Here is a 19,983-nt window from a genome sequence, read left to right on the forward strand (position 1 = left end):
GCATTACCGTGCCGAAAGTGGACCACTTCTCACGCTCGTGGACGGCACTGCTCGCGGCGGTCGCCGGCCTGCCGGACGAGGACTTCGAACGGCCGTCCGGCTGCGCCGGCTGGCTCGTGCGGGACCTGGTGTGCCACCTGGTCATCGACGCCCAGGACGTCCTGATCACGCTGGCCACGCCCGCCGACACCGAGCCGACCGTCGACGCGGTCACCTACTGGAAGCTCGTCGAGCCGCCGACCGGCGACGACCCGCTGGACGCGCTGATCCCCCGGCTGGCCGCCGCCTACGGTGAGCCGCGGCTGCTCAAGTTCCACCTCGACGACGTCGGCCAGGCCGCGGGCCGCGCGGCGCGGCTCGCCGACCCCGCCGTCCGCGTCGGCACCCAGGACGAGGTCCTGACGGTCGGCGACTACCTGTCCGCCTACGTGGTCGAGTGGACGCTGCACCACCTCGACCTGGTCGCGCACCTGCCGGCGGGACCCGAGCCGCCCGCCGGGACCCTCGCGGCCGCGCGTGCGCTGCTGGAGAAGATCGCCGGAAGCGCGTTCCCCGCCTCGTTCTCCGACAGGGACGCGCTGCTGGTCGGCACCGGCCGCCGCGCGCCGACCGGCGAAGAGAAGGCCGAACTGGGCGATCTCGCCGCGAGAGTGCCGTTCGTCCTCGGCTGAGCGGCGCACCGGCTCGATCTCATACCGGCAGACGGTGCGAAGCAGGTCAGGACATGACCGCCATGGTTCCTAGCGTGGACGTGTACGGGGAACGACACGACCGAAGGCGGAGACCATGGACGTCAAGAACGCACAGAACGTGACGGGGGAGCGGGCCGACCTGCTGGCGGAACTCGCCAAGGCGCGCCACTTCCTGCGGTTCACCACCCGGGACCTCACGGACGAGCAGGCCGGGATGCGGACCACGGCGAGCGAGCTGTGCCTGGGCGGTCTCGTCAAGCACGTCACGTCCTGCGAGCGGGGCTGGGTGGACTTCATCCTCGAAGGCCCCTCCGCGATGGGGGACTTCACCCAGATGACCGAGGAGGACTTCGCGCGGCGCGCCGACGAGTTCAAGATGCTGCCCGGCGACACCCTGGCCGGTGTGCTGGACGCCTACGCCGAGGTGGCGCGCCGGACGGACGAACTGATCCCGGCCCTTCCCGACCTCGACGCCGTCCACGAACTGCCCAAGGCCCCGTGGAACACCGAGACGCACTGGTCGACCCGCAGGGTGCTCCTGCACATCATGGCCGAGACGGCCCAGCACGCGGGCCACGCCGACATCATCCGGGAGTCGCTGGACGGCGCCAAGAGCATGGGCTGAGCCCGGGTCAGCGGGCGGCCGGTTCCTCCTCGCGGGGCTTCTTCTCGCGGCGCTTGCGCAGGGAACCGGCCTTCGCCTTCTCCTCCGGGTGGTGATGGACGCGGACCAGGCTCGCCCCGGTGGTGAAGAGCAGGATCACCAGGATCACGCCCAGGGAGAGCGTCGTCGGGATCTCGGGGACCGACTTGGTGACGTCCTCGTGGAGGAACTGCAGGATCAGCTTCACCCCGATGAACGCGAGGATCACCGAGAGGCCGATCGACAGGTAGACGAGGCGTTCGAGCAGGCCCTCGATGAGGAAGTAGAGGGCCCGCAGCCCGAGCAGGGCGAACGCGTTGGCGGTGAAGACGAGGAACGGGTCCTTGGTCACGCCGAACACGGCCGGGATGGAGTCCAGCGCGAACAGCACGTCCGTGCTGCCGATGGCGACGAAGACCACCAGCAGCGGGGTCATCACGCGCTGGCCGTCCTCGTGGGCGAGCATGCGCCCGCCGTGGAAGTCCTGGCTCACCGGCAGGATCCGGCGGGCGCGGCGGACCAGGAAGGTGTCCTCGACGTCGGGCTCCTCGTTGCGGTGCCGGATGAGCTGCACCGCCGTCCAGATCAGGATCAGCCCGAAGATCAGGAAGGTGAAGGAGAACAGGCTGATCGCCGCGGCGCCGATCGCGATCAGGACGGCCCGCAGCAGCAGCGCGGCGGCGATGCCGAACAGCAGCGTCTTCTGCTGGTACTCCTGGGGCACCGCGAACTTCGCCATGATGATCACGAAGACGAAGAGGTTGTCGACCGACAGGCTCTTCTCCACGATCCATCCGGAGAAGTACTCGGTGCCCGCGGTCGACCCGGCGATGAGCCACACCGCCCCGCCGAACAGGACCGCGACGGCGATGTAGAACACCGACCAGAACGTCGCCTCCCTGAGCCCCACGGCGTGCGGCCGCCGGACGGCGACCAGCAGGTCGAAGACGAAGAGGGCGACGATCAGTGCGATCGTCGCGCCCCAGGCCCATAGGGGTATGTCGACCATCCGGCGGCTCCAGTCTCGGGGGTGCGTCGGCAGTCCTATTTCCGTTCTCCGGCCGTTCTACCGCCACGGCCCCCTGCCGCGGGCGCGACGAAGCGGCTCCGGAGCCGGGTACTCAGACCCTCCTGAGTACCCGCGCCGATGCCGCCGGAACCGGCGGGCGGCCATGCTTCCGCCATGGACACCTCCCGCTGGCGCCCGCCGGCCCTCGCCGCCAAGGCGGCCCTCCTCGCGCTGCTGGCCCTCGCGGTCGCCTTCCCCGAATGGGACCGGTTCGCGGACAAGGCGATGGGCGTGCGGGTGGCCGCGTATCCCGCCGCCGTCATGGTCGTCACGCTCGTCTGGGCGCTGCGCGGCCGCGGGCGGCCCTTCCCGTGGGACGTCGACCTCCTCGTCACCGCCCCCTTCGTCGTGGACGTCGCCGGGAACGCCGCCGACCTCTACGACACGGTCGGCTGGTTCGACGACGCCTGCCACTTCGGGAACTGGGCCCTGCTGAGCGCCGCCGCCGGCACCGCCCTGCGCCGCTGGGCCGGCCTCAGGGCGTGGACGCTGGCCCTGACCTGCACCGGCCTGGGCGCCATCGCCGCCATCCTGTGGGAGTTCTTCGAGTACGGCGTCTTCATCCTCGACACCCCCGAGACCGTCACGATCTACCGCGACACCATCGGCGACCTCATGCTCGGACTCGCCGGTTCCGCCGTCGCGGGGGTCGGGCCGGCCCTGCGCGGCGCCCTTCCGCGGAAGGCCCGCAAAGAGGGCCCGCGCCCGGACGTCCGCCTCGTGTCAGTACACGAGCGCCTGGACGTCCGGGAGGGTGATCTCCTCGACGAAGGTCGGGGCGCCGGCGATGCGGATGCCGGGCAGGACGTCGTCCGGGCCGATCTCCCGGCGGGCGGCGCACTGGGTGCAGAGCGTGACCCGGCCCGCGGCGAGGACGACGCCGAGAAGGTCGTCCAGGGGAGTGGCGTGGGGCAGTGAGAACTCGGCGGCCCGCCCCGGCAGCGCGAACCACGCGGACTCCCCGGTCAGCCACAGGGAGATCGGGACCCCGCTCGCCGCGGCGGCCGCCGCGACCGTGAACGCCTGGTTGCAGCGCTCGGGGGCGTCCGCGCCAGCCGTCACCTTGATGACCAGTGGTCTCGCCATGGGGGGCACTCTAGTCCGGTGTTCCGCGTAGCATCCTGCGATGTGGTCGGGTTGGTGAACGCCGGGATCCTCGTCGTCGTGCTCGGGTTGACGGCGGCCGCCGCCGTCCTGCTCGTGATCAAGCTGGGCAGGCTCAGGTAGGCCGGGCGCGTCAGTCGAAGTAGAGGTGGTCGACGGCGACGACCGCGGCGCACGCGAGGACGATCGCCGCGCCGCCGCCGTACCCGACGCCCATGAACATCACGGCGCGGCGCCGGTACTCGCGGCGCGTCCGCGTGGTGATGGCGTACTGGCCGGTCTCCTTGTCCTTGCCGACGGAGCCGCCGGTCGCGGTGCCTAGGACGTAGAGCGGCTGGTCGGCCGGCAGGATCCACTCCTCGTACCGGTACTCCGCGACCTCTCCCTCCACGCCGGGGAGCTCCCCGTTGGAGGGGCGGCGCTCGTCCATCGTCCGGACGGCGCCGTCGACGGCCGCGGTGGCGGGGTCGATGACGGCGTGCCCGCTCCCGTCCCGCAGGTAGAAGGGCGTCTTCGACGTCTCGTCGATGAAGACCCGCTTGCCCGACTTCGTGTGGGCCGTCGCCTTCGTCTTGTACCAGGCGCAGGGCCGGCCGGAGAACGGGGCGGGCCGGACGGCGACGGCCGTCCCGCTGACCTGGCACGGGACGCCGTCGGGGACCCCGGCCAGGCCGGCGCAGTCCGTCTCGGCGGCGCGGTGCAGGTTGCGGAACCGGATCCGCCATACCCAGCCGACGGCCAGCAGACCGGCGGCGATGATCAGGGGGACCACCATGAGCGCGGTGAGCTTCGACACGCTCCCATGATCGGTCCGTCTTCCGGCGCCGGAAAGGGACGCCGGTCCCGGAGCGGAGGGGACGGGGCGCACGGGGACGCGGGCGGCGGGCGCGAAGGGGGCGCGGACGCCGCTACGCTCGGTGCCCATGGACCCTGAGCTGCACCCCGACCTTGAGCCGCTGAAGTTCCTGCTCGGCACCTGGGAAGGCGCCGGCGTGGGCGGCTATCCGACGATCGAGTCGTTCAACTTCGGCCAGGAGGTCTCGTTCACGCACATCGGGAAGCCCTTCCTGGTCTACGCGAGCCGGACCTGGAAGATCGAGGAGGACGGCACGCTCGGGCGTCCGCTGGCCATGGAGACGGGGTACTGGCGGCCCCGGCCCGACCACCAGGTCGAGGTGACACTGGCCCACCCGACCGGCATCGTCGAGATCTACGTGGGGAACGTGGCGTTCAACCGGGTGGAGCTGCACACCGACGTCGTCGCCCGGACGGAGTCGGCCAAGGAGGTCACCGGCGGCCACCGCCTCTACGGGCTGATCGGCGAGGACCTCGGCTGGGCCTACGACATGGCGGCGATGGGCCAGAAGCTCCAGTCGCACCTGTCGGCCCAGTTGAAGAAGGTCTCCTGAGCGGGGCCGAGGCGGCCACCCCCGGACATTGAGAACCCCCGGACATGAACGATCCCCGGACCTTCCCGCCGGGTGGCGGGACGATGGACAGGACGGGTCCATCGGTCCGGGGACCGGGTAACTGCCTGGTATTCGCCGGTCACCGTCGCGACCGGCTACCCCGCCCTGAGGCGGGGGCTCCGAGGCGGAACGGCGACTAGCGGACAGTCACCTCGCGAGTCCTACAAGAAACCATTGTTTAGGACCACCTCCTTTCGCGCGTACACCGAACGTATGCGACGCCCGCGCGACGAGGCAAGCGGGTTTTCCCAGGGCTGAAACCGGACGCCGGGAGCGCGGCGGTCGCCCGGGATTTAGACTCGGTGCATGGTCGAGTCGTGGCAGGAGGAGCTGCGGGCGAAGGGGTACCGGGTGACCCCGCAGCGCCAGCTGGTGCTCGAAGCGGTCACCAACCTGGAGCACGCGACCCCCGAGGAGATCTGCACGGAGGTGCAGCGCACCGCCCGCGGCGTGAACATCTCCACCGTCTACCGGACGCTCGAACTCCTCGAGGAACTCGGGCTCGTCAAGCACGCCCACCTCGGGCACGGCCCGCCGAACTACCATCTCGCCGCCGAGGCCGAGCACATCCACCTCGTCTGCCGGGGCTGCCACACCGTGGAGGACGTCGACCCGCGCGCGGCGGCCGGCCTGGCCGACGTCCTGGCGCGCGACTTCGGCTTCGAGACCGACGTCCACCACCTCACCGTGTACGGGCGCTGCAAGGACTGCCGCGAGGCGTAGCCCGGGGCGCGATCCGGGAACCCGCGACATAGTCTGGACGGCATGGAGAGCCCTCTGCTGAAGTCGCCCGGAGCCGTCGCCGCCGACGCGCCCGACCAGGAGGTCGCCGCGCACTACGGGGACCCGGCCCGGGAGCAACGCGCCCTGGAGGAGGGGGCGGCGTTCGTCGACCGGAGCAACCGGGGCGTCGTCCGCGTCTCGGGGCCGGACCGGCTGAGCTGGCTGCACAGCCTGCTGAGCCAGCACCTGGACGGGCTGAAGCCGTCCGAGCCGACCGAGGCGCTGCTGCTCAGCCCGAACGGGCACATCGAGCACCACCTCTTCCTCGTCGACGACGGCGAGGCGGTCTGGGCGCACGTCGAGCCGGGCACGGCCCCCTCGCTGGTGGAGTTCCTCGACCGGATGCGGTTCATGCTGCGCGTCGAGGTCGCCGACGTGTCGGACGCGTACATGGTGGTCACCGGGCCGTCCGGTCCCGCCGACGGCCGCCCCGCCTGGCCGGACGTCGCGGGGACGACGACGCGGATCGTCCCGCGCGGGGAGTTCCCGTCCGACCTGAAGCCGGCCGGGATGTGGGCGTACGAGGCGCTGCGCATCGCCGAGCACCGCCCCCGGTTCGGGCTCGACACCGACCACCGGACGATCCCGCACGAGGCCGGGTACGTGGAGACGGCCGTCCACCTGAACAAGGGCTGCTACCGGGGGCAGGAGACCGTCGCGCGCGTCCACAACCTGGGGCGGCCCCCGCGCCGCCTGGTGTTCCTGCACCTGGACGGCAGCGTCGACCGGCTGCCCGCGCACGGCGACCCGGTGGAGGTCCCCGGCGGGCGGACGATCGGGTTCGTCGGGTCGGCGGCCCGGCACCACGAGCTGGGGCCGATCGCGCTGGCGCTGGTCAAGCGGAACGTCCCGGTGGACGCCGAGCTGCTCGCGGGCGGCGTCGCGGCGTCGCAGGAGGTCGTCGTGTCGCCGGAGACGGGCGCGAACGCGCAGATCGCTCTGCGCCGGCGGCCCGCGAAACACGGGTAGCAGCCGGCCCCCGGGGCGAATATCGTCTGATAAGACGATTTCTGACTGAGCGCCGCCCGGGGAAGGTGGATTCCTACCGATGGGGAATGGGAAGCCGCCCGCGGCCCGGAGGGGAGGATCCCGGCGCCGGCCGCGCCGGGAGTCCGCCCTGCTGTGGTGGGCCCTGTTCGCGGCGATCGCCGGGATCGCGTGGTGGCAGCACTCGTGGCGCGTCGCGCTGCTCGGCCTGCTGGCGTGGTGCCTCTACGAGTTCGCCCTCGTCCCCACCCTGTGCCGGGTGCTGACGCCGAAGGGCGCCGCCTGCACCGAGCGCACCCGTGGGCGGCTCTTCGCCTGCGGCCCGGCCCACCAGCGGCTCCGCAACGACGCGCTGTGGCGGCTCGCCGGGATCCGCAACCCGTTCCAGCAGGGCCCCGTCCACGACGAGGGCGAGCCCGGGACCGTGGTGGTCGTGTCCTCCGACGTGCGCGGCCGCCTCGTCCCGCAGGACCGCGCCCTCATCATCCTCGCCTCCGCCGGGACCCTCACCGCGCTCGTCGGCATGGTCTACGGGTTCCGCTGACCCGCGCCGACCGGCGGGGTCAGACCTCCAGGACCAGCGTGATCGGGCCGTCGTTGACGAGCGCGACCTTCATGTCCGCGCCGAACTCGCCCGTCTCCACCTTCGCGCCCAGCTCGCGCAGCTCGCGGACCACCGCGTCCACCAGAGGCTCGGCGACGGACCCGGGCGCGGCGGCCGTCCAGGACGGGCGGCGGCCCTTCCGCGCGTCCCCGTAGAGAGTGAATTGGCTCACCACGAGGAGCGGCGCGTTCAGGTCGGAGCACGACTTCTCGCCCTCCAGGATTCGCAGCCCCCACACCTTGGAGGCCAGTCTGCGGGCGCTTTCCGGGCCGTCGTCGTGCGTCACGCCGACGAGGACCAGCAGCCCCGGCCCCTCGATCGCGCCGACGACGCGGCCCTCCACCGAGACGCTCGCCTCGCTCACCCTCTGGACTACAGCACGCATGACCATGCATTCTGCCGCCATGGGAGCAATGACGCTCATCACGGTGGCGCCCACGGGTGCGGAGTCCGCCAAGGCGGACGTCCCGGCCCTGCCCGTCACCCTGGATGAACTGGTCCAGACGGCCAAGGAGTGCGAGGCGGTCGGCGCGGCCGTGATCCACGTGCACATCCGCGACGACGACGCGCGGCCCACGCTCGACCCGGCCCGGCTGCGGGACACGGTGACGGCGCTGCGGGAGAGCACGGGGCTCATCGTCCAGCTGTCCACGGGCGGCGCGGTCACCGACCCGTACGAGGACCGCCTCCGCGTCCTGGACGCCGAACCCGACATGTGCTCGCTCACCTGCGGGACGGTCAACTTCGGCGACGACGTGTTCATGAACCCGTGGTCGTTCATGGTGGAGCTGTACGAGCGCACCCAGGAGCTTGAGGTCGTCCCCGAGTTCGAGCTGTTCGACCTCGGCCACATCACGTCGCTGCACCGCCTTCTGGACAAGCACGGGCTCCCCTATGGCGGGCACGTCCACTGCGACCTGGTGATGGGCGTCCCGGGCGGCATGCCCGGCGACGCCCGCACGCTGGTGGCCGCCGTCGAGGCCCTCCCGGAGGGCGCAACATGGTCGGCCACCGGCATCGGCCGCACGTCCCTGCCGGTGATGTTCGCGGCCCTGTCGGCGGGCGGCCACCTGCGCGTCGGCATGGAGGACACGGTCACCTTCGCCAAGGGCCGCCCCGTCACGGCGAACGCCGAGCTCGTGGAGCGCGCCGCCCAGGCGGCCCGCCTGGCCCAGCGCCCGCCCATGGCCCCCGCCGAAGCCCGCACCCTCCTCGCCACCAAACCCCGCTGACCTGCGGGAGCCCGTCCGGGCGAGTCAAGCCGGGATGGGCCAACCCGACCGTTTTCGTGGACCGTCGTTCCGCTTTCATGGGATCCGCCGGGTACTTGACCATGGAAACGGGCGGGTCCGCCTCCAGGTGAGGCTTGTTCTTCGTGGTGGGCCGCTTCGGCCGGCCGTCCAGGGATCGCCTGCGCCCGGGCGCCGGCCTCGTGTCGATGGAGGAGTGCGGTGGACGTCAATCCTGTGCTGGTCGAGGTGGAGCGTTCCGGGTTCGTGGAGTCGCGGCATCGGGGCGCGGCGATCGGGCTGGCGGCGGACGGGACGGTCGCCGTGCGGGCGGGGGACGCCGATGCGCCGATCTTCCCGCGGTCGGCGAACAAGCCGATGCAGGCGGTCGCGATGCTGCGCGGCGGCCTGGAGCTCGACGGCGAGCTGCTCGCACTCGCGGCCGGGAGCCACTCCGGCGAGGACTTCCACGTCGAGGGGGTCGAGAAGATCCTCGCGAGCGCCGGGCTCGGGGCCGGCGACCTGCGCTGCCCCGAGAGCTGGCCGCTGGACCCCGCGACGCAGCAGGCGGTCGCCCGGACGGGAGGCGGCCTCTCCCGGCTGCGCATGAACTGCTCCGGCAAGCACGCCGCGATGCTCGCCACGTGCGTCGCGGCGGGCTGGCCCACCGACTCCTACCTCGACGCCGACCACCCGTTGCAGCGCGTCGTCCGCGAGGTCGTCGAAGAGCTGGCCGGAGAGCCCGCCGCGGCGGTCGGCGTCGACGGGTGCGGGGCGCCGCTGTTCGCCGTGTCCATCGCGGGGGTGGCGCGGGCGTTCCGGGCGCTCGTGCTCGCCGAGCCGGGCACGCACGAGCGGCGCGTCGCCGACGCCATGCGGACGCACCCGCAGTGGACGTCCGGCACCCGCCGCGAGGAGCGGCAGCTGATGGACGCCGTCCCCGGGCTGCTCGTCAAGTGCGGGGCCGAGGGCGTGGACGCCTTCGCGTTCGCCGACGGGCGCGCCGGGACCGTCAAGATCGATGACGGGGCGATGCGGGCCCGGACGCCGGTGACCGTCGCGCTGCTGCGCGCCCTCGGCGTCCGCGACGGCTCCGACAGGATCGTCCTGGACGAGCTGGCGACCGTCGAGGTGCGCGGCGGGGACGGCGTCGTCGGCGCCATCCGCCCGGCGCCGGGCGTCTTCGAGTAAGCGGTCTAGTCCCCGTCCGGCAGCAGCCGGGTCACGAGCTTCTCGATCAGGTCGTCGGTCGCGTAGGACTCGGTGATGGCGGGGACCGTGAGGTCGTCCAGGAGCAGGCCGACCATGGCGAAGTACAGCAGGGCGACGTCCGTGGCGCCGCCGGGCAGGCCGGCGTCGAGGTGGTAGCGGACGTTGTCCTCGAACTCGGCGATGAGGAAGCCGCTGAGTTCGGTGTGCAGTTCCGGACGCCGCGTCGCCTCCAGCCGTAGCTCCAGCATGGCGAGGTAGCCGGTCCGGTCCGCGCGCATGCGCCCGAGCAGCTGGCGCATCAGCTCTGTGGCCAGCGCATGCGTGGGCGGCTGCCGCATGGTCTCGGCCAGTGCCTCCGGGTCGGGGGTGAGTCGCTCGCGGGTGCGGTGCATGACCTGGGTGAGCAGGTCGGCGCGGTCGGCGAAGTAGTTGGTGGCGGTCCCGGTGGGGACGCCGGCCTCGGCGTCGATCGCGCGCAGCGTCAGGCCGCGCGACCCCTCGCGGGCCAGGACCTCGATGGCCGCGTCCAGCAGGGCGGCCCGGCGGGCGGGGTTGCGACGCATGGTGACCTCCATCACACCGGCTTGCAATCACTGCAAGTGCAGTACTAAGTTCAAACCACTTCGCTCACAGTACATCAATTCGAGTGATCAGGAGTTCGCATGCGCGCCCAGTCCACCGCTCCTTCCCTGCTCCGCCTTCCCCAGGACCGCACCGCACTGCCAGGCCACACCGCACTGCCAGGCCACACCGCACTGCCAGGCCACACCGCACTGCCAGGCCACACCGCACTGCCAGGCCACACCGCACTGCCGGGCCAGGTCGGCCTGCCCGAGCGCACCGTACCGCCCGGCCGCACGCCGGGACGTTCCGGCCGGGGCCGCCCTGCGCCGAAGCCGCGCAGCGTGCCGCGCCCGAGGCCGCCCCGAAAGCCCGGCTCCGTCCGCTGACCCGCCGGCAGTCCCGGCTCCCGTACCGACGCCCGAAAGCGAGCACCGCATGCGCAAGCTGATCTACTACGTCGCCGCCACCCTCGACGGCTTCATCGCCGGGCCGGACGGCCAGTTCGACTTCTTCCTCCCCTTCGAGGGGGAGTCCGCGAATATGATCATGACCGAGTACCCCGAGACCCTGCCCGTCCACGGCCGCAGCCCGCTCGGCATCGCCGACGCCCCGAACCGGCACTTCGACACGGTCGTCATGGGGCGCGGCACCTACGAGCCGGCTCTGGAGGTGGGGATCACGAGTCCGTATCCGCACCTGGAGCAGTACGTCGTCTCGGCGACGCTCGACATCGAGGACCCCGCGGTGACCGTCGTTCCGGGCGACCCGGTCGGCCTCGTCCGGGAGCTGAAGCGGCGGGACGGCCTCGACATCTGGCTCGCGGGCGGCGGGAAGCTCGCCGGCGCGCTGGTGGACGAGATCGACGAGCTGGTCGTCAAGCGCCATCCGCTGGTGGTCGGCTCCGGAATCCCCCTGTTCGACGGCCCCTACACCCTCGCGGCCTTCACGCCGGGCTCCACGCGCGCCTTCGACTCCGGCCTCGTCGTCACCACTTACGTCCGCGCCGCGGACCCCGCTCGGGGCGGGGTCTCGTAGCGGGCGGACGCTCCGGCCGGCCCTCGGGCCCCGGATGCGAGGGGCGGTCCCCGAGGCGTAGCCCCGGGGACCGCCGGACGTCGCGCGGGCGCGGAACGCGGTCAGCCTCTGCCGTAGATTCCGAAGCCGGTCAGGTGGCCGGCGCCCAGGCAGTTGCCGCCGAACTTCCAGTACCCGGGACCCTGGAGCGGGCCGTAGCGCACGCTGCCGTCGGTGCACTTGGTGTAGGCGCCGTACCGGCCCGAGTAGATGCGCACGTTGGCGCCCCACGCGATGGAGTTGTGCCAGACGCTGTCGGCGGACCAGCCGTCCAGGGCGATGCGCTTGGCGGGCCGGCCCATCAGGGACGTGTGCGGCAGGGACTCGGCGGCCTTGGTGGTCACGGCCGCGCCCTTGGTGGCGACGGGTTTCGGCTTGGGCGGCGCGGCGGCGGCGGTCGCCGGCGCGTGGGTGCCGAGCGCGGCCCCCGCGGCCAGCAGACCGGCGGTGACGGCGGCGGCCAGCGCGCTGCCGGCCACTTTGGCGGTGGTGTGCATATGTTCTCCATCCACCCCGCCGCTCCGAGCGGCGGGATCGGTAGGTGGCTCGATGAGCCCGAGGGGCGGCTTCTCTGCGAAGCCCTTGCCCGGCCCGGACGGAACCTCCCTTCGTGACGGCCGGGCCGACGGCGCGCGCCCTCGCCGACGCCGGGAGCGGTACTTGGCCGCGCCGGCCCGGTGGCGGGCCGAGCGCGTCGCGGGGTGAGCCAAGGCGGCGAGCGGGCGCTTAGTCACTTAGTGACTTCAAGTGACTACTCAAAGTTACCAACCAGGAGCCTGTTCGCACTGTCCCGCCGGGGTGACGTCCCTGTTCCACGAGGTGAACAGGGGTCAGGCTCCGCGGAGAACCGGCGGAGGCGGCGTCACGCCGGGTAGGCGAAGGGGCACGGCGGCCTCGCCGCCGTGCCCCTGGGCAGGTGTCCTAGTGGGTCTCGGGTCCCTTGGTCGCCCTGAGCGTCTCGAACTCTTCCTTGTAGATCGTCTGCTCGTACAGGACGCCCTCGGGCCACGGCTTCTTCGGCTCCCGCCCGGGCTGGGGGTTGTCCTTGCGGAACTCCTCCGGCTGGCCCTCCTTGGCCGGCGGGTAGCTGTGCGAGAACATCCCCGCCGCGTAGGTGTAGTAGCCGCCCTGCTCCATGCCGCGCTGGTTGAGCTGATTGTTCCTGCGCCAGCAGTGGATCTTCCTGGACGAGGCGGCTCGCGTCGCGTACAGCCACGTCAGCAGGGCCCCGACGATCGCGAACGGGATGATCCAGAGGAAGTACCGGGCGCCGGTCGGGGTCCCCTCCGCCAGCACAGGGTCGGCGATGATCGTGGTGAGCAAGGCGGACCACCTCCCGATGGCGTGAATCGGCCCGGCTGGGTCAATTAGGGATGTGTCCGCTGATTTCCGTGTTAACCACTTCGGGTGGCGGATCGGCGGGCGCGCCCACCGTGCGGAGCCGTCCGGCGGGCAGACCCGGGACCGCCAGGGCGACGGACACGGCCACCACGCCCAGCATCGGAACGGTCCATCCGCCGGTGGCGTCGTGCAGCGCGCCGAGGACGAGCGGGCCGAGTGCCGCGATGACGTAGCCGACGCCCTGCGCCATCCCCGACAGTTGGACGGCGACGTGGGCGTCGTGGGCGCGGAGCCCGATGAACGAGAGCGCGGTCGCGAAACCGAGGCCCTGGCCGAGGCCGAGGACCACCGTCCAGACCCACACCGTGGCGATCGGCGCCCAGGTCACGCCGACGAAGCCCAGCGCGGTCAGCGTGAACGTGGCGACCACCAGGGGACGCTGGTCGCGGGTCCGGCGGGCCAGCACCGGGACGGCCAGCGACCCGACCGCCTGGATCGCCGCCACCAGCGCCAGCGCGTAGCCGGCGGTCGCCTCGTCCATCCCGCGGTCCTGGCAGATCGTCGGCAGCCAGCCGAGCACCACGTAGGCCAGCAGCGACTGGAGGCCCATGAACACCGTGACGTTCCAGGCCAGGCGCGACCGCCACACCAGCGCCGCGATGCCGAGCGGGGCCGCCGCGGGCGGCGCCGACCGGGCCGCGCGGGTCGCCCGCCGCGCCCTCGGCAGCCACAGCAGCCCGGCGAGCGCCGCCGGGATCGCGAGCAGGCCGAGCGGCAGCCGCCACGTCGCGTCGAACAGGTTCTCCACCGGCACGGCCAGCCCGGACGACAGGCTCGCGCCGGCCGAGATCGCGACCGTGTAGACCGCCGTCACCGTCGTGATGTGGGACGGGTGGTCCCGCTTGATGACCGCCGGCATCGCGATGTTGCCGATGCTGATCGCGACGCCCGCGACCAGGGAGCCGGCGAACAGCGGGAACGCGCCGCCCGGCAGGCGCAGCAGCAGCCCGGCGACCAGCAGCGCCATCGCGCACACCACCAGCGTCTCGGGGCGGGGGTGGCGGCGCAGGAACGCGGCGGCGAGCCCGTAGGACCCGAAGAAGGCGAGCGGCAGCGTGGTGAGCGCGCCCGCCGCCGTCCCCGACAGGTGGAAGGCGTCGCTGATCTCGGTCAGCAGCGGCCCGACCGCCGCGACCGCGGGCCGCAGGTTGACCGCCAGCATGACGATCATCAGCAGGGCGCCGGCCAGCCCGGCGCGCCGCCCCGTCACTTCTCCTCCCCGGGCGTCTCGGCGTCGCAGAGCAGGGACTGGAGGACGGCGAGGGTGGGCTCCACGACGGCCGCGGCGGCCGACGCGGCGGCCTCCGGGTCGCCCGCCGCGATCGCGTCCAGCACGGCGCGGTGCCGGGCCGGGCCGGCCTCGGGGACCTCGTGGTCCAGCCGGATCGCGCGCATCGACTCGTGCAGCCGGTCGATGAAGAACCGCATCGCCTCGATCAGCACCGGGTTCCGGGAGGCCTCCGCGACGCCGAGGTGGAACCGCGCGTCGGCGGCGCCGAACGCGTCCGGCTCGGTGGCCTCGTCGCGGGCGCGCAGCAGCTCCTCCAGCCGCGCGAGGTCGGCGTCGGTGCGGCGGCGCGCGGCCAGCCGGGCCGCCTGGACGTCGTAGGCGAGCTGCACCTCGAAGACGTCCCGCGCGGAGGCGCGGGCGACCCGGCGCAGCAGCGGGCGCGGGTCGCAGCCGCTGCGCACGTACGTCCCGTCGCCGCGCCGCACCTCCAGCACTCCGACGTGCGACAGCGCCCGGATCGCCTCCCGGACGGCCGGGCGGCTCACACCGAGCTGCGCGGCCAGGTCCGTCTCGGCCGGGATCCGCCGGCCGACCGGCCACGCGCCCTCGCTGATCTGCGCCTGGAGCTGGTCGAGCACGGCGTCCACCGTCGACCCGCTCGCCACGGGATTGAGCCCCACGAAACAGCCTCCAAAGTAAGATGTCAGACATCTTACGGAAAGGCATGATCCGCTGTTGACCCGTGGTGACCGCTGGGAGGGGTCTCAGCGATCACCACGGGCTTCTACGGCGCCCGCCGGACGGGGATGGATGCGGGGAGCCGGGTCCGGCGGGCGTCGCGTCCTCTGCGCGACTCCAGGTCAGCGGAGTCTGGGAAGGCCGAGTCTGCGGCGGCGCCTCGGCGGTCCCTCCACGGCCCTCCGCTCCGCCTCGGCGGCCGCGCGGGCGGCCTCCTCCTCCGCTCGGGCGCGCTCGATATGGGCCATGACCTCCCGGTGCGTCACCGAGGGGGCCGGGTCGCGGCGCGTCCGCTGGGACGGGCTGCCCAGGATCACCCCGCCCATGACGGGCCCGCGATGGGAGAGGCCGTCGCCGCCCTGGGGGTAGCGGTGGCGCTTGCGCGAGGTCATCAGCACGACCGTCACCCAGGTGATGAGCGCCAAGAAGATCACTGCCGGGCCGACGGCCATGAAGTAGGCGTCCCCGAGGCGGCCGGGCGGGGCGGTCGCGAGGCCGGGGGGCGCGGAGCCCGCGGATGCGGAGCCGCTGAGCAGGTGGACGGCGAGCCCGTGAACGGCGGGCACCGTGCTGGCGACCATGGGGCGACACCTCCTCGCCCCACGCTTTACCCGGCGCCAGGCGATTAACCGCCCGGCGCCGTCACAGCCCGCGCGACTGGGAGATCGAACCCGAGGTGGCCAGCGTGAACGTGCGCATCGACTCGGCGAACTTCGACAGGTCCCATTCCGCGGGGCCCTCGTACCAGTAGAGGTTGTCCGCGCCCTCCGCGCGCTCGCCCGCGTCCTTCACCGTCTCCGCCCACTTCGCCACGACGTCGAAGACCACCGCGTACGGCAGGAAACGCGAGAACAGCGCGATCCGCTGGCGCGCCGCCATGGTGCCGTCGTCCGGGATGCCGCCGCGCTCCAGGAACGCGCGGAAACCGATCGTGTGCGCGAGGACCGTGGCGCCGCGCGCCGTCTTCGCCGGCATGTACTGGCCGCCGTAGGCCAGCGCCGCGCCCGCGATGATCAGCGCGAGCCCGGCCAGCGCCCACTCGGTGGTGAGCGCCAGCGCGACCGTCCCGGCGATGCCGAGCAGCGTCAGGGCGATGCCCGCGATCGTCCACCGGGACCGGACGGTGTCGGGCCGCCGCGCGAACCAGCCCTGCTTCACCACGTCGTCGTACATCGCCGACCTGACCTGCGCCAGCTTCGTCGCGAACGTCCCGCCGAGGTCCGACAGCCGGACGGCGTCGAGCACGGTCCCGTCCGGCGCGGTCAGCAGCGCGTCCAGCAGGATCCGCTCGTAGGGGAGCAGGTCGGTCTGCGGGCGGTCGAGGCGGCGCAGCGTCCAGTCGAGGCGGCCGGTGACGGCCCGGTCCTCCTCCTCGATCAGCAGGTAGCCGCGCACCGCGAGGTCGACGATCGTCGCGGTCACGTCGATCACGTCGGCCTGCTCGTCGATCAGCGTGCCGATCTGGCCGGGCCGCACCCCGTTCGGCGGCTCGAACTCCGCCCCCGCCACCGGCACCTGGTCGCCCTCGGCGGCCCGCTTGCCGACGGTCCGCGCGTCCCGCCCGCGCAGCAGGTAGAGGGCGGCGACGCCGCCCACGAGCAGCACCAGCAGGCCGGCCAGCGCGGCGCCGGTGACGGCGTTGACGGAGAACGCGGTCGCGACCGTGTGGCGGCGCTCGTAGATGGCGTGCCCGCCCGTCGTCCCCGCGGGCAGGCCCGCGACGACGGTCAGGTACTCACCGGGCAGCATCCCCTGCTGCGCGAACACGCCCTGGGTGTGCGTGTGGTTCGTGTAGTACTGCGTGCAGCCGATCGTGCTGCCGATCGGCCCGGTGAAGCAGTTGACGTTGCGGATCATCGCGCCGCCGTCGACGACCGCCTTCGCCTCGTCCAGCGGCACCTTCCAGCCGCCGACCACCGGCCAGCGCAGCTCCTCCGCCGCCCCCATCCGGGTGATCGCGCCGCGCACGTCGTACTCCAGGACGACCGTGTGGTCGCCGGTCAGCTTCCGGCCGCCCGCGACCTTGACGACGGTGTTCAGGCCCTTGGCCGAGGACGTGGCCTTCGACGGGCCGCCGTCCGGGCTGGCCGCCCGCAGGTTCTCGATCCTGTAGACGCGGTCCTCGGTGAGGCTCTCGTGCACCCGGGTGGGGTACGTCCGCTGGAAGCCGTCGTGCCCGGCGAACCGGTAGACGATCGTCTCCTTCACCTTGACCGTGCCGCCGCCGCCCGCGGTGAGGACGACGTCGTCCTTGAGCACCCGCTCCGCGGCGGTGAAGCCGGACGCCGCCGCCCCGGCCCTGGGCGCACCGGCCTCGGCGACCGTCCCGCCGACCTCGGACGCGGCCGCGGACGTGCTGGTCAGCAGGGGCACCGCCAGCGCCGCCGAGACCGCCAGGGAAGCCGGACGCGACCGGAACATCGCCGCAAGAGCAGACATGGCCGCAAATGGTATCGGGAATGCGTGCGATGATTCTGCGCTATGGCAGGTCATTACCCCCCGCCGCCTCCTCCGCCGCGGCCCCCGGCACCGCCCTACGGGCGGCCGCCCTACGGTGGGCCGCCCTACGGTGGGCCGCCGCAGGGGGGACCGCCTTATGGCGGTCCGGGATACGGGCCTCCTGCCTACGGGCCGCCTCCGCAGTACCGGTACGCCCCGATGCGGCCGCCGCCCCGCCGCAGCGCGGGCGGGACGATCGCGGGCATCTTCGGCGGCCTGACGTCCCTGGTCGTCCTCGTGATCCTCGGGCTCTCGCTGGTCGGCGGCGGCCGGGACGCCGCCGGCGGCACCGGGACGTCCGCCACGTCCGGCGGCCCCTCGACGCCGCGCGAGAAGGCGACCAACAGCAAGATCTACAGGACGGGCGCGCTGACGTCGGTGAGCTGCCGCCTGCCGCCGATCCAGCCGTCCGCCCAGTCCATGCGCGCGTTCATGGACACCCTGAGCGACTGCCTGGACGCGGCGTGGAGCAGGCAGTTCACCAAGGCCGGCATCCCGTTCGACAAGCCCGACCGGGTGTTCTGGGTCCAGCCGGGGCGCAGCCCGTGCGGCTCCTACCCCGCGCCCGGCGCGTCCGCCTTCTACTGCCCGGCCAACAACACGATGTACGTCGGCCTCCGGCACGTCGTGGAGACGTCGGGCGGCGAGCCGCTGTCCCACTACGCCGTGTACGCGCGGGTGATCGCGCACGAGTACGGGCACCACGTCCAGGACCGGGCCGGGATCCTGCTCTACGGGGACCGCCAGATGGAGACCGGCGACACCGCCACCCGGACGGAGGCGAGCCGCCGCATCGAGCTGCAGGCCCAGTGCTTCGCGGGCGCCTTCCTCGGCAGCGAGCGCTCCACCCTCCCGATGACCCGCGAGCAGTACAACGCCATGGTCACCGACGTGCTGGGCAGGGGCGACGACCGGCAGCCCCCGGAGAAGCGCGACCACGGCTCGGGCCGCCACTACGCGGGCTGGGTGGTCACCGGCTTCAACGGGCGCGAGCTGACCGTCTGCAACACCTGGATCGCGCCCTCGTCCAAGGTGAGCTGACCGCCCGCGCTCCGCGCTCCCCGCCCCCGGGCGGTCGCGTGCCGCTGCTCATGCCTGGTCGCGGGCGGGCGGCAGGCGTTCCCGGCATGCTCCCACGCCGACTATCCCGGCTTTTCTGGCATGTGAGGCGATTCACCACGAAGTGCTAGCTAAGGTGCTTGCAATAGCAAGCACCATGACGGAGAGTGGAGATATGGCGAGTTCGAAGGTCGGCTCCATCGGGGAGTACATCCGGGAGCAGCGGACGCGGGCGAAGATATCGCTGCGCCAGCTGGCGGACGTGTCCGGCATCTCCAACCCGTACCTGAGCCAGATCGAGCGCGGCCTGCGCAAGCCGAGCGCCGAGATACTGCAGCAGATCGCCAAGGGGCTGCGGATCTCGGCCGAGGCGCTGTACGTGCAGGCGGGCATCCTCGAGGACCGCGAGACCGACACCGACGTGCAGGCCGCCGTCCGGGCCGACCTCGTCCTGACGGAACGGCAGAAGCAGGTCCTGCTGGACATCTACGCGTCGTTCCTCAAGGAGAACGAGGCCGGCGGCGTCGTCGCCGGGCCCGCCGAGCCCGCCATGCCGGAACAGACCGGCCCCGAACAGGCCGGACCAGAACGCAAGGGAAGGGAAGAGGTCGGATGACGCTGGCCAGCAACCTCCGCGAGAACAAGGCCGTCTACGCCGTGGCCGGCGCCGGCGACTTCGCGGTGGAGAAGATCCGTGAGGTCCCCGAGCAGGTGACCAGGTACCAGGGCGAGGTCCGCGAGACCGTCGACCGCTACCGCGTGCAGGTCCGCGAGACCGTCGGCCGCTACCGCGGCGAGGTCTCCCGGTACCAGCAGCGGGTGGACGCCAAGGACCTGCCGGGCGCCGCCGTCGCGTACGCCACGCACTTCGGCACCCGCGCCTTCGAGTTCATCGACGAGCTCGCCGAGCGCGGCAAGAAGGTCGTGCACCGCGAGGCCGTGGAGGTCGCCGAGATCTCGGCGGCCGACCAGGCCGCGCCGAAGCAGGCCCCGAAGACCCGCACCGCGCAGCGCAGGACGGCGCAGAGCCGGGCCACCGGGCAGTCCCGCTCCACCACGAAGAAGTAACGGCGCCACACGACGGAGCCCGGCCGGGAACACCCGGCCGGGCTCCGTCGTCTCTGCAAGTACCCGTTCCCTCAGGCCGCGGTGCCGGCCGCTGCACGTAGGGTTGGGGCAGGCAGACCCGCGTGCGACGAGGAGTCGCCTTCCGAGACGAGCAGGAGCGCTGATCGCCGATGTCGGGCTTCAACGTGCTGGACTACTTCTTCTGGCTGCTGCTGATCATCGCGTTCGCGATGGAGGCGTGGGCGCTGATCGACTCGCTCACCGTGCCGGTCAACGCGTACGCGGCGGCCAGCAAGCAGAGCAAGAAGCTGTGGATGATCATCCTGATCGTCGCGACGGTGGTCGGCGCCGCGTACGCGGTCGCGCCGGTGGCGCTCGGCGCCAGCCCCATCGCGCTGCTGCTCGGCATCCTCCCGGTCGCGGCGTTCATCGCCGCCGCCGTCTACCTCGCCGACGTCCGCCCGGCCGTCGGCCCCTACAAGCGGAACAACGGCGGCCGCGGCGGCTCCCGCCAGGGCCCCTACGGCCCCTGGTGATCACCTGCGCTCTTCGCGACG

The 19,983-nt window shown here is 72.6% G+C and carries 24 protein-coding genes and 1 pseudogene; 14 read left to right on the top strand and 11 right to left on the bottom strand.

The features are described from left to right. Positions 1 to 17: 17 nt before the first annotated feature. The gene (locus tag AB0C21_RS31465; protein WP_500209114.1) at positions 18 to 671 is read left to right on the top strand and encodes a maleylpyruvate isomerase N-terminal domain-containing protein; all 654 of its coding nucleotides are present in this window, start codon (positions 18 to 20) and stop codon (positions 669 to 671) included. A gap of 115 nt (positions 672 to 786) precedes the next feature. Next, on the top strand, positions 787 to 1,317 hold the full coding sequence (locus AB0C21_RS31470) for a DinB family protein (protein WP_500209115.1): 531 nt from the start codon (positions 787 to 789) through the stop codon (positions 1,315 to 1,317). 7 nt (positions 1,318 to 1,324) lie between these two features. On the opposite strand, the gene AB0C21_RS31475 is transcribed toward AB0C21_RS31470, so the two are convergent. Beyond that, a complete protein-coding gene (locus AB0C21_RS31475) occupies positions 1,325 to 2,344 on the bottom strand; it encodes a TerC family protein (RefSeq protein ID WP_500209117.1) in 1,020 nt (339 codons plus the stop codon). Positions 2,345 to 2,518: 174 nt separating this feature from the next. Between AB0C21_RS31475 and AB0C21_RS31480 the strand changes: the two are divergent. Continuing rightward, positions 2,519 to 3,037, top strand: a pseudogene (locus AB0C21_RS31480) (DUF2238 domain-containing protein); the annotation flags it as partial. 90 nt (positions 3,038 to 3,127) lie between these two features. Here the strand turns inward: AB0C21_RS31480 and AB0C21_RS31485 are convergent. Both AB0C21_RS31485 and AB0C21_RS31490 read right to left on the bottom strand, forming a co-directional pair. Further along, complete coding sequence (locus AB0C21_RS31485; protein WP_149263047.1) at positions 3,128 to 3,490, bottom strand: DsrE family protein; 363 nt, start codon at positions 3,488 to 3,490, stop codon at positions 3,128 to 3,130. 151 nt (positions 3,491 to 3,641) lie between these two features. Beyond that, on the bottom strand, positions 3,642 to 4,304 hold the full coding sequence (locus AB0C21_RS31490) for a GIDE domain-containing protein (RefSeq protein ID WP_500209119.1): 663 nt from the start codon (positions 4,302 to 4,304) through the stop codon (positions 3,642 to 3,644). Positions 4,305 to 4,431: 127 nt separating this feature from the next. Between AB0C21_RS31490 and AB0C21_RS31495 the strand changes: the two genes are divergently transcribed. From AB0C21_RS31495 to AB0C21_RS31510, 4 genes are all read left to right on the top strand, one after another. Further along, positions 4,432 to 4,917 carry a heme-binding beta-barrel domain-containing protein gene (locus AB0C21_RS31495; RefSeq protein ID WP_149263045.1) on the top strand — a complete coding sequence of 162 codons (486 nt, stop codon included), beginning with the start codon at positions 4,432 to 4,434 and terminating at the stop codon, positions 4,915 to 4,917. Between the two features lie 366 nt (positions 4,918 to 5,283). Further along, positions 5,284 to 5,700, top strand: coding sequence for a Fur family transcriptional regulator (locus AB0C21_RS31500; protein ID WP_141578642.1), 417 nt, complete (start codon positions 5,284 to 5,286; stop codon positions 5,698 to 5,700). A gap of 42 nt (positions 5,701 to 5,742) precedes the next feature. Continuing rightward, the gene (gene ygfZ, locus AB0C21_RS31505) at positions 5,743 to 6,729 is read left to right on the top strand and encodes a CAF17-like 4Fe-4S cluster assembly/insertion protein YgfZ (protein WP_500209122.1); all 987 of its coding nucleotides are present in this window, start codon (positions 5,743 to 5,745) and stop codon (positions 6,727 to 6,729) included. Positions 6,730 to 6,808: 79 nt separating this feature from the next. Continuing rightward, the gene (locus AB0C21_RS31510; RefSeq protein WP_149263043.1) at positions 6,809 to 7,291 is read left to right on the top strand and encodes a hypothetical protein; all 483 of its coding nucleotides are present in this window, start codon (positions 6,809 to 6,811) and stop codon (positions 7,289 to 7,291) included. Between the two features lie 19 nt (positions 7,292 to 7,310). On the opposite strand, the gene dtd is transcribed toward AB0C21_RS31510, so the two are convergent. Then, positions 7,311 to 7,736, bottom strand: a complete 426-nt coding sequence (gene dtd, locus AB0C21_RS31515; RefSeq protein WP_500209123.1) for a D-aminoacyl-tRNA deacylase — start codon at positions 7,734 to 7,736, stop codon at positions 7,311 to 7,313. Between the two features lie 19 nt (positions 7,737 to 7,755). On the opposite strand from dtd, the gene AB0C21_RS31520 reads away from it, so the two are divergent. Beyond that, positions 7,756 to 8,583, top strand: a complete 828-nt coding sequence (locus AB0C21_RS31520) for a beta-keto acid cleavage family enzyme (RefSeq protein WP_500209125.1) — start codon at positions 7,756 to 7,758, stop codon at positions 8,581 to 8,583. Between the two features lie 219 nt (positions 8,584 to 8,802). Further along, positions 8,803 to 9,771 (top strand): asparaginase, encoded by a 969-nt coding sequence (locus tag AB0C21_RS31525; protein WP_500209126.1) that lies wholly within the window; start codon positions 8,803 to 8,805, stop codon positions 9,769 to 9,771. 5 nt (positions 9,772 to 9,776) lie between these two features. On the opposite strand, the gene AB0C21_RS31530 is transcribed toward AB0C21_RS31525, so the two are convergent. Then, positions 9,777 to 10,355: a TetR/AcrR family transcriptional regulator gene (locus AB0C21_RS31530; protein ID WP_500209128.1), complete on the bottom strand. Its 579-nt coding sequence runs from the start codon at positions 10,353 to 10,355 to the stop codon at positions 9,777 to 9,779. A 436-nt stretch (positions 10,356 to 10,791) separates the two neighbouring features. Here AB0C21_RS31530 and AB0C21_RS31535 point away from each other — a divergent pair, with 436 nt between their 5' ends. Next, complete coding sequence (locus AB0C21_RS31535; protein WP_500209130.1) at positions 10,792 to 11,391, top strand: dihydrofolate reductase family protein; 600 nt, start codon at positions 10,792 to 10,794, stop codon at positions 11,389 to 11,391. Positions 11,392 to 11,492: 101 nt separating this feature from the next. Here AB0C21_RS31535 and AB0C21_RS31540 read toward each other — a convergent pair whose 3' ends face one another. From AB0C21_RS31540 to AB0C21_RS31565, 6 genes are all read right to left on the bottom strand, one after another. Continuing rightward, positions 11,493 to 11,927 carry a hypothetical protein gene (locus AB0C21_RS31540; protein WP_500209132.1) on the bottom strand — a complete coding sequence of 145 codons (435 nt, stop codon included), beginning with the start codon at positions 11,925 to 11,927 and terminating at the stop codon, positions 11,493 to 11,495. Positions 11,928 to 12,351: 424 nt separating this feature from the next. Further along, positions 12,352 to 12,753, bottom strand: a complete 402-nt coding sequence (locus AB0C21_RS31545) for a hypothetical protein (protein ID WP_500209134.1) — start codon at positions 12,751 to 12,753, stop codon at positions 12,352 to 12,354. A 40-nt stretch (positions 12,754 to 12,793) separates the two neighbouring features. Continuing rightward, complete coding sequence (locus tag AB0C21_RS31550; RefSeq protein WP_500209135.1) at positions 12,794 to 14,041, bottom strand: CynX/NimT family MFS transporter; 1,248 nt, start codon at positions 14,039 to 14,041, stop codon at positions 12,794 to 12,796. Next, the gene (locus tag AB0C21_RS31555) at positions 14,038 to 14,742 is read right to left on the bottom strand and encodes a FadR/GntR family transcriptional regulator (RefSeq protein ID WP_500209136.1); all 705 of its coding nucleotides are present in this window, start codon (positions 14,740 to 14,742) and stop codon (positions 14,038 to 14,040) included. The genes AB0C21_RS31550 and AB0C21_RS31555 overlap by 4 nt, the downstream gene beginning before the upstream one ends. Before the next feature lie 180 nt (positions 14,743 to 14,922). Further along, positions 14,923 to 15,381, bottom strand: a complete 459-nt coding sequence (locus AB0C21_RS31560) for a hypothetical protein (protein WP_500209137.1) — start codon at positions 15,379 to 15,381, stop codon at positions 14,923 to 14,925. Positions 15,382 to 15,442: 61 nt separating this feature from the next. Next, complete coding sequence (locus tag AB0C21_RS31565) at positions 15,443 to 17,239, bottom strand: DUF2207 domain-containing protein (protein WP_500209139.1); 1,797 nt, start codon at positions 17,237 to 17,239, stop codon at positions 15,443 to 15,445. A 219-nt stretch (positions 17,240 to 17,458) separates the two neighbouring features. Between AB0C21_RS31565 and AB0C21_RS31570 the strand changes: the two genes are divergently transcribed. The 4 genes from AB0C21_RS31570 (at position 17,459) to AB0C21_RS31585 (ending at position 19,962) form a co-directional block, all read left to right on the top strand. Further along, a complete protein-coding gene (locus tag AB0C21_RS31570; RefSeq protein ID WP_500209140.1) occupies positions 17,459 to 18,340 on the top strand; it encodes a neutral zinc metallopeptidase in 882 nt (293 codons plus the stop codon). 193 nt (positions 18,341 to 18,533) lie between these two features. After that, entirely contained in the window at positions 18,534 to 18,974 is a 441-nt protein-coding gene (locus tag AB0C21_RS31575) for a helix-turn-helix domain-containing protein (RefSeq protein ID WP_500209142.1), read from the top strand. Further along, positions 18,971 to 19,426, top strand: coding sequence for a hypothetical protein (locus tag AB0C21_RS31580; RefSeq protein WP_500209143.1), 456 nt, complete (start codon positions 18,971 to 18,973; stop codon positions 19,424 to 19,426). Before AB0C21_RS31575 ends, AB0C21_RS31580 begins: the two co-directional genes overlap by 4 nt. A gap of 170 nt (positions 19,427 to 19,596) precedes the next feature. Next, positions 19,597 to 19,962 (top strand): DUF2516 family protein, encoded by a 366-nt coding sequence (locus AB0C21_RS31585; protein ID WP_235037224.1) that lies wholly within the window; start codon positions 19,597 to 19,599, stop codon positions 19,960 to 19,962. The last annotated feature ends 21 nt before the right edge of the window (positions 19,963 to 19,983 follow it).

It is taken from the genome of Spirillospora sp. NPDC049024 (genome assembly GCF_040649235.1).
Classification (GTDB): Bacteria; Actinomycetota; Actinomycetes; order Streptosporangiales; family Streptosporangiaceae; genus Spirillospora.